Here is an 11,583-nt window from a genome sequence, read left to right as displayed (position 1 = left end):
GCGGGCGCCCGGCGGCCGGCTGGGCAGATCGTCGGGCGCGAGCAGCGAGGCGATCTCGGCGGCGCGGCCGGCGAGATCGGCGGAGTTGTTGCGCCGCTTGCCCGCCTCGGCGCCGCCGACATCGACCACGTAGCTGGTGTCCTCACGGAACGTCCGCACGTCGACGGTGCCGATGAAGCCGAACCGCACGACGGTCGACTGGCCCTCCACCTTGCTCTCCACCCCCGCCACCATCGGCGGCAGCGTGCTCTTCACGTCGGCGAGATCGAAGCGCAGCGGCTGATCGAAGGTGAGGGTGAGCGAATCGGTCTCGCGCGAGGTCGACACCGGGATCAGGTCGGGCAGATCGAAGGTGTAGCGCGAGAAGGTCGGCTGGTTGGAGACCCGCACGCGGGTGAGCGCCAGCTCCTGCTGGCGGACGAGCTGCTGCTGGCGACGCACCTTGCGCTCGGCGTCGCGGGCGCGGCGGGCGAGATCCTCCACCACCTCGCGCGGCAGCGGGGGCGGCGCGCCGGCCCAGGTGTCCGGCAGAAGGTCGACATAGAAGCGCTCGGCCGCCTGCATGGCGTTGAGCCGCACCTTGCGCGACAGCGCGATCCGCACGCCCCGTCCGTCGGGATCACGGCGCGCCGCGGCGACGTAGCCGGGCGCCTGCGCGGCGAGCCGCTCGACCGAGACCGACACCGGGTGCGAGAAGGAGATGATCAGGATGCTGTTGGCGAGCTTGGCGCTCGCCTCGACGTCGGTCTCGAACTGGAAGAGCAGGCGCGCATAGCCTTCGTTGGTCGCCACCGACAGGTCGGCGGAGATCGGCGCCGGCGCGGCGATCGCGACGGGCGGCCCGCCCGGCCCGGGCGGGATCATGCCGGCGGTGATCGCGCAGCCGACCAGCAAAGCTCGCGCAAACGCGCGGGACCGCCCGACCGGCGCGGCATCGCCCGCCGGTCCGGACGGACCGCTCAACGCACGCAACACCACTCTCACACTCGACATGGTCGGGTCCCGCGCGTACGCGCAACAGATGCACTCGGGATCGACCGGAACCGTAGCGCCGGGCGTTTAACGCGGGCTTAACGCTACTGCTTTGATTTCAAACGTGAACAAGGCCTTAACACGGGGCCACGGAAGAACCTCCCTCAGCGCCGCCACGGCAGCATCGCCGGGGTTTCCGCGAACACCACCGCGCCCGCCCCGAGCGCCTCGGGAAACGGCGCGATCACCGCCTCGCCGTCGATCGTGAACGGCGTGCCGGCGTCTCTCAGACAGCGCTCTAGCACCGCGCGCGAGCGCACCGAGATGCCGTAGGCGCCGATGAACGGCAGGCTCGGAATCGTCACGCCCGGCACCAGCGACGAAAACCCCTCCGCCGACGTGATCACGATCCGCCCGCGGTCGAGCGCGATGATCGCACCCCACGGCGTCGTCTCCGCCGGCCGATCGACGAAGCGCGAAAAGCGCGCCGCCGCCTCGGCCGGATCGGCGACCACGATCGTCACGTCGGCGAGCGCCACCGCGCCGTTTCGATGATCGAGCCAGCGCGGCTGCCACACCGTGTGCTCGGTGCGGTGGGTGACGATCTGGATGCGGCCTTCCGCCATCGTGCCCGGCACCACGCGCGTCACCGTGAACGCCGCGATTCCTTCGCCCTCCGCGGTGCCGACCGGACGCTGCATCGACACCAGCGGCTGCATCGCAAAGCCGGCGGCGGCGAGCCGGGCATGCGCCTCGCCCGCCTCGCGCACCGAGAAGGCGGCGAGATGCACGCCCGCATAGCGGGCGAGCGCGGCGTCGTGCTGCTGGCCGAGCGGCGTGTCGGCGGTCTTGAACAGAATCTCGAGATAGCCGCGCGCAAACATCGCCGTCACGTTGCCGGTGCCGGTCGGCGTGGTGCCGCCGTCGGGCGTCGGAACGACCTGCACCGACTCCGGCGTCGGCGCGAAACCGAGCCGCGCGAGCGCGTCTGCCGCGGCCGCGCGATCGCGCACGAAATGCCCGAGATGGTCGAGGAAAATCTCCTCGCCGGAGGGAAGCTGCCGATCGGTTTCTTCCATGAATCGCCGTCCTTCTGAACCTGCGGTCTTTTTTCACGACGTCGCGCGACGGTTGTGCCGCTGTCGGCGCGGGCCATTTATATACGGACCACCTTCCTTCTGCGGCCGGATCGACCATCTCTGCATGGTGGCCCGGCCGATGGCGCGGCACGGAATTTGCTGGCTGTCGTCGTCACCGATCATCCGTCACCCCCAACGGACGAGAATGGACCTGCCTTGACGATCACCCCCGCCCCCGATGTTCTCACCGCCGCCGCCCGCCACCATCCGGTATCCGGCAGCGGCAGCCCGCATCCGCACGCCGTGTCGTTCCGCCACGTCTCGAAGCGGTTTCCGCGCGACGGCGGCACCTTCGAGGTGTTGCGCGACGTGTCGTTCGACGTGCCCGCCGGCGAGGTGCTCGCCGTGCTCGGGCCGTCGGGCTCGGGCAAGTCGACGCTGCTCAACATGGCGGCAGGACTGATCGCGCCCGACGGCGGGCAGGTGATGGTGCTCGGCCACCCGACCGACGGAAACGTCGACTGGTCGCGGCTCGGCTACATGTTTCAGGACGACCGGCTGCTGCCGTGGCGCACCGCGCTCGACAACGTGACGCTGGCGCTCGAGACCGGCCGCACGCCGAAGGCCGAGCGCCGCGAGCGGGCGCAGAGCCGGCTCGCGCTGGTCGGCCTCGCCGAGTTCGCCCGCTCGTTTCCGCATCAGCTGTCGGGCGGCATGCGCAGCCGCGTGGCGCTCGCCCGCTCGCTCGTCACCGAGCCGGACATTCTTCTGATGGACGAGCCGTTCTCGCGGCTCGACGCGCAGACCCGCACCACCATGCACGAGGAGTTGTTGCGCATCCACGACGAGCGGGCGATGTCGATCGTGTTCGTCACCCACGACGTGGAAGAGGCGGTGATCCTCGCCGACCGCATCGTGATGCTGTCGCCGCGCCCGGGCCGGCTGCACACCGAGCTCGAGGTGACGCTGCCGCATCCCCGCCTCGGCACGAAGGAGGCGCTGGAGCTGGTCGGCGAACTGCGCGCGGCGATCGCCGGCATGAACGCCGACTGGGTCATCTGACCGGCTCCCGTCATTTCCGCAACCGTCCTCGACACCCCCGAAACGATTTGGAGACAGGCATGATCGTGCGAACCCTCGCCGTCGTCGCGACCCTCGCCGCCACGGTGATGGCGGGCCCCGCCAGCGCCCAGGAGAAGATCAGGGTCGGCTACTGGACCTCCGGCTTCAGCGTCGGCTTCGGCGCGGTGCTGGAGGAAGGCAAGTTCCTCGAGGCGCAGGGCCTGGTGCCGGAATACGTCAAGTTCGCCGAGGTGAACGGCCCGACCAAAGCGCTGCTGACGCACTCGATCGACGTCGCGTTCGCCGCGCCCGCCACCGGCGCCTTCACCCTCGCCGTGCAGGACGCGCCGATCGAGCTCGTGCTGGCGACCCAGATCGCCGAGGCGACCTTCGTCACCAAGGACGGCTCGCCGATCAACTCCCTCGAGGATCTGAAGGGCAAGCGGGTCGGCATGTCGCCGGCCGGCAGCGCGATGTACGCGATCGCCACCACCGTGCTCGAGAAGAACCACGGCCTGAAGCGCAGCGACTACACGCAGATCCCCGGCAACGAGGGACGTCTGCTGCAGTTCCTCTCGCAAGGCGACATCGACGTCGCCGCGCTGCGCGCCGTCACCCTCGCCTCGGTGCCCGACATGAAGCTGAAGCGGCTCGGCAAGGTGGTCGACGAGTGGCGGGCGATGACCAAGACCGAGGCCGTGCCGATCCTCGGCGTCGCCCTCGTCCACAAGGACTTCGCCGACCAGAGCCCGCAGGCGGTGACGAAGTACGTCAAGGCGCTGATCGCGGCCACCGCGTTCGGCCGCAAGGAGACCGCCAAGGCCGCGGAGATGCTCACCAAGACCGCCAATCTCGACGCCCGCAAGGCGACCTCCTACACCGAGCTGTGGGACGAGATCTACACCGCCCGGCTCGACCCCGACGACATCGCCACGATGAAGACCATGGCCGGCATCTTCCGTGACAGCGGCACGCTGGAAGGCAAGGTGCCGGACACGCTGTTCGCGCCGGCCGCATACGAGCAGGCAAGCAAGTGAGAGCGCCGACCGAGACGCCCGTGAAAACTCCGATGCGAGGCCGTGTCGCCCTGCAGCGCACCGCGCTGCTGGTGCTGTTCATCCTGGCGTGGTGGGTCGCCTCGCTGTTCACCCCGGTCTATGTGCTGCCCGGTCCCGACCGGGTGGCGCAGCGGCTGTGGATGCTGGCGACCGAGGGAGATCTGTTCGGCAATCTGTTCACCACCCTGGTCCGCGTGCTGGCGGGCTTTGCGGTGGCGGTGGTGATCGGCGTGCCGGGCGGCATCCTGCTCGGCTCCAACCGCGCGCTCGGCGCGTTCTTCGAGCCGGTGCTGCCGGTGATGAACACGGTGTCGTCGGCAATCTGGGCGATTTTTGCGATCATCTGGTTCGGCCTGTCGCCGCTCACGCCGATCTTCGTCGTGCTGATGACCGCGCTCCCCCTGATCATCACCAATGTGTGGCAGGGCACCCAGGCGGTGAACGCCGATTTCGTCGAGCTCGCCCACACGCTGCGCTTCTCGCGCATGCGGACGCTGTGGAAGATCTACGTGCCGTCGATCCTGCCCTACTTCTTCTCGGGGGCACGGCTCGCCTTCGGGTTCGGCTGGCGCGTGAGCCTGGTCGCGGAAACGCTCGGCGCCTCGTCGGGCGTCGGCTACCGGCTGCGCCAAGCGTCCGACCTGATCCAGACCGACCAGGTGTTCGCCTGGACGATCGCTCAGATCGTGATGATGGTGATCATCGAGATCGGCATTCTCGCCCCGCTCGAGCGGCACCTCTTCCGCTGGCGCCGCGACGTGCGGACCTGAGCGAAGATTTTTCGAGGGCCGATCCGTATCGGTACCTCGAACGCCCCTCACCCACTCGCTTTGCTCGCGACCTCTCCCCGCACGCGGGGAGAGGTGAAGACCGTGCCGTGATCAGGGCTCCGAATCGGTCGTTCGGAAACTGTGTGATATCAGCGACGGGAGACTATGACCTCATCACAGGGGCCGCGAAGCGGCCATCTCGAAGGATGAGGCCCGCGCAGTGACCTCGTTCTTCGAGACGCACTCCTGCGGAGTGCTCCTCAGGACGAGGTCGAACACTGTCGCCGTGGGGTATGACGGCCCTTCAGCTTCCGCTGCGTCCCGCCACCCGCTGCGCGGCATCCTGCTTCAGCGCATTGCGATCGATCTTGTTGGTCGAGGCGAGCGGCAGCTTGTCGACGAACCACACCGCGCGGGGATGCTGATAGGCCGGCGCGTTCTCCAGCGCGTACTGCTTGATCTCCGCCTCGGTCGGCGTCACGCCCGCGCGCGGCACCACGAACGCCACCGGCTTCTGGCCCTTGATCTCGTCGTCGACCGGCACCACCGCCGCCTGCCCGACCGCCGGATGGCGCTCCAGCATGCGCTCGACGTCGCTCGGAAAGATGTTCTCGCCGCCCGAGACGAACATGTCGTCGGTGCGCCCGACGAAATAATGAAAGCCGTTCGCGTCGCGGCGAAACACGTCGCCGGTCCTGAGAAAGCCGTCGGGTGTGATCGGCGGCGGCAGATCGGGCCGCGCGTGATAGCCGAGCATCACGCCGGGCGATTTCATCTCGAGCTCGCCCTCCGTGGCGTTCGCGTTCTCGCCGTCGACGAGACGAAGCTCGACCGCCGGATGCGGATGGCCGACCGAGGTGTCGGGCTGCGTCAGTCCGTCCGGATGTGGGCCGAACACCACCGGGCTGCCTTCGGTCGTGCCGTAGGCATTGGTGACGACGGCGTGCGGAAACACCCGGCGGATGCCATCCATCAGGCTGGCGCTGACCGGTGCCGAGCCCATCCTGATCAGCTGGACGCTGGAGAGATCGCTACGGGCCAAAAGCTCCGGCTCGCGCAGCATCATCGCGATCATCGGCGGCACCGCGGTGAGCCAGGTCGCGCGGTACTTGCCGATCGCCTCGATATAGCCCTTCGCCGTGAACTGCGGCAGCAGCACGATGGTGGCATGCGCCGCGCAGGCGAGCTTCGAGAGCGCGAGCGCGTTCATGTGATAAAGCGGCGCCGCGATCAGAAAGCGGTGGCCCGACATGTCGCGCGAGCCGAGCCGCGTCTTCACCACCCACAGGTGGCTCCGGTGCGACAGCACCACGCCCTTGGGCGTGCCGGTCGAGCCCGAGGTGTAGAGAAACATCGCCGGCTCGTTCTCGTCCGGCGTCACCGCGGTGAACGGCCCGGCATCGAGAAAGTCGTGAAAGCTCTCCGCACCGGTCGCGCCGAAATCGATCACCGGCAGGTCGTCGGGGCAATCGGCGCGCCGCGCCGGATCGCAGAAGACCAGCCGCGCGCCGCTGTCGCGCAGGATGAAGTCGATCGTCTTGCGGGGAAACTTGAAGTTCACCGGCACGGCGACCAGGCCCGCCCGCATGATGCCGAAATAGGCCGCGAGATATTCGGAGCGGTTGGCGGACAGGATGGCGATGCGCTCGCCGCGGGCGAAGCCGCGAGCGCCGAGCGCGCGGGCGACGCCGTTGGCGGCGGCGTCGAGGTCGGCATAGCGGATCTCGCGCGGCACGATCTCGCCGCCGAGATCGACGATGGCGGTCTTGCTCGGATCCTGGTCGCGACGGATCAGGTCACCGAGATTCGTGAAGTCGGACATTTGGGGATATTACGCCTTCGGCGGCGCAGTGAAATAGGTTCCGCGGCTGCTGGCGAGCAGCTTGCCGCTCTTGTCGAGCACCTGCGCCTCGGCGACGGAGAAGGTCTTGCCGGCCTTCACCACCTTGCCGCGAACGATCAGGTCGCCCTTCACCGCGGGCGCGTGATAGTCCACCCGCATGTCGAGTGTCGGCACGCCGCGCCCGGTGGTGGCGACCAGCGACCAGTCGGCCGCGAGATCGAGAAGCGTCGCGATGATGCCGCCATGGGTCCAGCCGCGATCGGGATTGGCGACCCATTCCTCGCGCCAGGTCGCCTCGAGCTCGATGCCCTCCTCGGACACCGCGTTCACCTTCAGCCCGAGCCATTGATGAAACGGCCCGCGCAAGATCATCGCCTGCACGCTTTCGGGGGTGATGTCGGTCATGGACGTCTTTCTGAATTTTCGAATCGGCGAACCGGCCGACGCGTCACCGCGCCGGCCGTCGCACATCTGATCACGGGGTGACGATCACCTTGCCGATCACCGTGCGGTCCTGGATCTGGCGCAGGCCTTCGGCGGCCTTCTCCAGCGGAAGCACGGTGTCGATCACCGGCTGGAAGCGGCCGCGGGCGATCAGGTCCATCAGGTCGCGAAGGTTCTCGTCGTAGAAGCTGTTGGAGCCCATAACCTTCAGCTCGAAGGTCCAGATGTAGCGCAGATCCTCCTTGGGATCGTGGCCGGCGGTGGCGCCGCACACCAGAACCTTGCCGCCGCGCTTGACGCATTTGAGCGACGGCACCCAGGTGTCGCCGCCGGTGAAGTTGATCACCACGTCGACGCCGCCCACGTGGGTGCGGCGTTGCGGCTTGCCGTAGCGCTCGACCGCCCATTTGGAGAAGTCGACTTTCGTGTAGTCGATCACCTCGTCGGCGCCCATCTCCTTCAGGCGCGCGAGCTTGCTCTCGCTCGAGGCGCAGGCGATCACCTCCGCGCCCAGCATTTTCGCGAGAATCACGCAGCCGGTGCCGACGCCGCCGGAGGCGCCGAGAATCAGCACCCGCTCGCCCTTGCGGATGGTGTCGTGGGTGATCAGCATGCGGTGCGCGGTGCCGTAGGCGACCGGCAGCGCCGCCGCCTGCTCGAACGTCACGTGCGCCGGCATGGCGATCAGCTGCTCGGCCGACACCCGGCAATATTCCGCCATGCCGCCGTCGAGCATCTCGCCCATCAGCCCGACCTTGCGGTCGAGCGGATTGACCAGCACGCGGTCGCCGACCTTCCAGCCGCCGACGCCGGCGCCGATCTCGACGATCTCGCCCGCCATGTCGAGCCCGATGATCACCGGCAGCGGCACCTTGATGCCGGGCATGCCGCGCACCGTGAACACGTCGTGATAATTGAACGACGAGGCACGCACCCGGATCACGACGTGTCCGTCGGTCGCGGTCGGCTTCGGATGGTCTGTCACGACCTCGAGATCCTCGAGGGTGCCGTGCCGGCGCAGCACCAGGGCTCGCATCGTCCCGCTCAAGACGTCTGTCTCCTCGTCATCGGTTTCGGGGTCTCTGCTTATCGCAGCCGCCCTCGTATGCAAAACGTCGGACGTGTCGCCACCCTCGGGTGGTCGCCCTCGGGGGCGACGCGACCGCCCGTCCCGGAATGCAAGCCGGATGCCGAACGCGTCGCTGCCCCACGAGGCCACACCGTCGATCGGCGCACCGACCACGCCGCTCAACGCGCGATGGCGAGCGCCTCGCGGGCGACCTGCTGCGACACGGCGCGCACCGCCTTCAGAAGGTCGGGCGCGTGCGACTGCACGGTCGCCCGGCTCATCACCGAGGAGGTGACGACCAGCCCCATGCAAGCGATCACCTGATCGTTGCGAAAGATCGGCGCGGCGAGGCCGATGCGGCCCTTGGCCACCTCGGAATCGGTCAGCGCGAAGCCGGTCCGCTTGATCTCGCGCAGCTGCGCCTTGAACTCGGCCCAGCTCACCGGGCCGGACGCGCGGATCGCCGGCTCGTTGGCGAGATAGGCGGCCTTGAGCAAGCGGTCCGGCAACCAGGCGAGGATCGCCTTGGAGCTCGCCCCGACGAACATCGGCATCGCCACGCCGCGCTCGTAGGTGGTCTCGGCGTGCGCCGGGTCGCCGCGCACCTCGTGCACGCACATCACGCACTCGCGAAAGCGCCGGCACAGGATGATCGTGCCGCGCCGGCCGACCGTCTCCAGAAGCTCGGCCATCACCGGCGAGGCGATCAGGCTCAAGCGGTCGGTCTGGCGCACCAGCCGCTCGTAGCGGATGAAGGCCGGGCCGAGCCCGTAGCCCGCGCGCGACACCGGATCGAGAAATCCGGCCTTCACCAGCTCGCGCACGCTGCGATAGGCTGTGCTCGAGGACAACCCGAGGGCGCGGCCGATCTCGTCGACCGTCCAGACCTGACGGTCGGCCTCGAACAGCTGCAGTACGGCGAGGGTGCGGGCGGTGGCGGTCATCGGACTACTTTTGCGGCGATTGCCCAATACTGCATCATTTGACGATAACACTCATTCTCATATACTGACAACAACACGCCAGACTGCACCGCCGCGCTTCTCGTCGACCCCCGCGAACCGAAGGAGACCGTGCCGATGTCGTTCATGTCGCGTTTGCTTTGCCTCTGCCTCGCCATGGCCGTGCCGATCGCCGCCACCCCGGCCCGCGCACAGCAGACGACCGAGGTGCGGGTCGCGGTGCTGGCGCCGAGCGCGCTGTTGTGGCTGCACGCGATCGCGCGCGACCAGGGGTTTTATGCCGAACGTCACATCGCGGTGAAAGAGCTGATCGCAGGCTCGAGCCCGGCGCTGCTCCAAGCGGTATCATCGGGTAGTGTCGAGGCCGGAATCTCGCTCGGCGACATCGTCATCCGGGCGATCGACCAGGGTGCGCCGGTGGTGATGAGCGGCGCCGTGCTCGGAAAAACCATCCTGCGGCTGGTCGGCGGCACCGGAATCGATCAGGCGAAGCAGCTCGACGGCAAGACCGTCACCGCCGGCGCGGTCGAGGGCGGCACCGCCAACCTGCTGCGCTTCCAGCTCGACCGGCTCGGCGTCGACCCGCGCGGCGTCAAGATGGTGGCGCTGACCAATTCGCGGGATCGCGTGGTCGCGCTCGGCAACGGGCAGGTCCAGGGCGCCCTCCTGATCGCCCCGTTCGACACGCTCGCCGTCGAGAAGGGGATGAAGATCCTCGACGTCTACAAAGAGCCCTACGTCCAGACCCCGCTGATCCTCAACAAGCCGTGGGCGGAGAGCCACCGCCAGGCGGCGGTCGGCCTGACCAAGGCGCTGCAGAAGGCGGCGAACTGGATCTACGATCCGGCCAACAAGCAAAAGGCGATCGACATTCTCGCCGCCTACACAAAGATCGATCCCGCGATCTGCGAGAAGTCGTACCAGTTCATCGTCGAGGAGCAGCAGGCGGTGGCAAAGAACCTCGAGGTCACCGCGGCGGGGCTGAAGAACATCATCGAGATCGATCAGGCGGTCAGCGTCAACCCCGCCTCGACCAAGGCGTTCGAGCTGTCTCGCTACTACGACCCGAGCTACCTGACGGCCGAATGATGGTGCAGGGAGAGGAGAGGCTGCCGGTCACGCTGCTGACCGGCTTCCTCGGCAGCGGCAAGACCACGCTCCTGAACGCGTGGCTGCGCACCACCGAGCTCGCCGGGGCCGCCGTGATCGTCAACGAGTTCGGCGAGGTCGGCATCGACCACGCGCTGATCGCGTCGAGCGACGACCGCACCATCGAGCTGTCGACCGGCTGCCTGTGCTGCACCGTGCGGGGCGATCTCGTCGACACCTTGCGCGAGCTGACCGAGAAGCGGGCGAGCGGAAAAATCCGCGCGTTCGACCGCCTGGTGATCGAGACCACCGGGCTCGCCGACCCGGCGCCAGTGATCCAGGCCCTGATGACCGTGCCGGTCGTGGTGCGCTACCGGCTGAACCAGGTGATCACCACGGTCGACGCGGTGACCGGGCTCGCAACCCTCGGCCGCCAGCCGGAGGCGGTGAAGCAGGCGGCGGTGGCCGACGAGATCATCGTCACCAAGACCGACCTCGCCGACGATCCGGCCGCGGCCACGCTGACCGAGCGCTTGCGGGCGCTCAATCCCGGCGCCCGGCTGCACGTCTCGCAGCCCGGCCGCATGCCGATGCCCTCCGAGCTCGCCACCTCGGACCTCTACGATCCGGCCACCAAGAGCATCGACGTGGTGCGCTGGCTCAACGCCGAGGCGTTTACGCAAGAGGAGGAGCACGAGGCGGACGAGCACGGGCATTCGCACGGCCATCACGGCTCCGGGCACGCCCACCGCCATGCCCACGGCCACGCTCACGCCCACCGCCACGACCCGAACCGGCACGACAAAAACATCGGCTCGTTCTGCCTGACCTATGGCGAGCCGCTCGCCTGGGAGCACGTCGCCACCTGGCTCGACGCGCTGGTGGTCGCGCACGGCCCGGACCTCCTGCGCGTCAAGGGCATCCTCGACATCGAGGGGCGCGACCAGCCGATCGTGCTGCAGGCGGTGCAGCACCTGTTTCATCCGCCGACCATGCTGCCGGAATGGCCGGCGGGCCCGCGCCGCTCGCAGATCGTCTTCATCACCCGCGGGCTCTCACGCGAGTTCGTCGCCGCCGTGCTCGACACCGTCAGGGGGCGATCGCTCGCGGCCGATCCGCAACGTCCCCCCTCCTCCTGAACGCCACACGCCCTGCCCGTCCCAAGAATTCTCCGTTCCGCCTTCCCCCGTCGTCCCGGCGCCGCGGCACCGGCCGAAAAAAGCCCCCGATCCCGA

11 protein-coding genes are annotated in these 11,583 nt (G+C 68.4%); 5 read left to right on the top strand and 6 right to left on the bottom strand.

The features are described 5' to 3' along the window. Together A33M_RS19630 and A33M_RS22590 are read right to left on the bottom strand one after the other, a co-directional pair. On the bottom strand, positions 1-993 hold a 993-nt coding region (locus A33M_RS19630; RefSeq protein ID WP_237718425.1), incomplete at its 3' end, for a hypothetical protein. A 143-nt stretch (positions 994-1,136) separates the two neighbouring features. Further along, a complete protein-coding gene (locus A33M_RS22590) occupies positions 1,137-2,051 on the bottom strand; it encodes a VOC family protein (protein ID WP_008390967.1) in 915 nt (304 codons plus the stop codon). 216 nt (positions 2,052-2,267) lie between these two features. On the opposite strand from A33M_RS22590, the gene A33M_RS19620 reads away from it, so the two are divergent. From A33M_RS19620 to A33M_RS19610, 3 genes are read left to right on the top strand one after another with little or no spacing between them, the layout of a single operon-like run. Further along, positions 2,268-3,113 carry an ABC transporter ATP-binding protein gene (locus tag A33M_RS19620; protein WP_008390966.1) on the top strand — a complete coding sequence of 282 codons (846 nt, stop codon included), beginning with the start codon at positions 2,268-2,270 and terminating at the stop codon, positions 3,111-3,113. A 59-nt stretch (positions 3,114-3,172) separates the two neighbouring features. After that, positions 3,173-4,150, top strand: coding sequence for an ABC transporter substrate-binding protein (locus tag A33M_RS19615; RefSeq protein WP_008390964.1), 978 nt, complete (start codon positions 3,173-3,175; stop codon positions 4,148-4,150). Positions 4,151-4,170: 20 nt separating this feature from the next. After that, positions 4,171-4,941 (top strand): ABC transporter permease, encoded by a 771-nt coding sequence (locus A33M_RS19610; RefSeq protein ID WP_202801967.1) that lies wholly within the window; start codon positions 4,171-4,173, stop codon positions 4,939-4,941. Between the two features lie 304 nt (positions 4,942-5,245). Here A33M_RS19610 and A33M_RS19605 read toward each other — a convergent pair whose 3' ends face one another. The 4 genes from A33M_RS19605 to A33M_RS22585 all read right to left on the bottom strand — a co-directional run bounded on the left by A33M_RS19605 (position 5,246) and on the right by A33M_RS22585 (position 9,241). Next, positions 5,246-6,763 carry a class I adenylate-forming enzyme family protein gene (locus A33M_RS19605; protein WP_008390959.1) on the bottom strand — a complete coding sequence of 506 codons (1,518 nt, stop codon included), beginning with the start codon at positions 6,761-6,763 and terminating at the stop codon, positions 5,246-5,248. Positions 6,764-6,772: 9 nt separating this feature from the next. Continuing rightward, on the bottom strand, positions 6,773-7,189 hold the full coding sequence (locus A33M_RS19600; protein ID WP_008390958.1) for a PaaI family thioesterase: 417 nt from the start codon (positions 7,187-7,189) through the stop codon (positions 6,773-6,775). A gap of 70 nt (positions 7,190-7,259) precedes the next feature. Next, positions 7,260-8,276 carry an SDR family NAD(P)-dependent oxidoreductase gene (locus tag A33M_RS19595; protein WP_040621977.1) on the bottom strand — a complete coding sequence of 339 codons (1,017 nt, stop codon included), beginning with the start codon at positions 8,274-8,276 and terminating at the stop codon, positions 7,260-7,262. A 200-nt stretch (positions 8,277-8,476) separates the two neighbouring features. Further along, complete coding sequence (locus tag A33M_RS22585; protein ID WP_008390955.1) at positions 8,477-9,241, bottom strand: IclR family transcriptional regulator; 765 nt, start codon at positions 9,239-9,241, stop codon at positions 8,477-8,479. Between the two features lie 144 nt (positions 9,242-9,385). On the opposite strand from A33M_RS22585, the gene A33M_RS19585 reads away from it, so the two are divergent. Beyond that, positions 9,386-10,348, top strand: a complete 963-nt coding sequence (locus tag A33M_RS19585) for an ABC transporter substrate-binding protein (RefSeq protein ID WP_157223579.1) — start codon at positions 9,386-9,388, stop codon at positions 10,346-10,348. After that, entirely contained in the window at positions 10,345-11,487 is a 1,143-nt protein-coding gene (locus tag A33M_RS19580) for a CobW family GTP-binding protein (protein WP_008390952.1), read from the top strand. Before A33M_RS19585 ends, A33M_RS19580 begins: the two co-directional genes overlap by 4 nt. Positions 11,488-11,583 lie beyond the last annotated feature (96 nt).

Source organism: Rhodovulum sp. PH10 (genome assembly GCF_000293785.1).
Classification (GTDB): Bacteria; Pseudomonadota; Alphaproteobacteria; order Rhizobiales; family Xanthobacteraceae; genus Rhodoplanes.
This window is presented reverse-complemented; position numbering and strand designations above follow the sequence as displayed.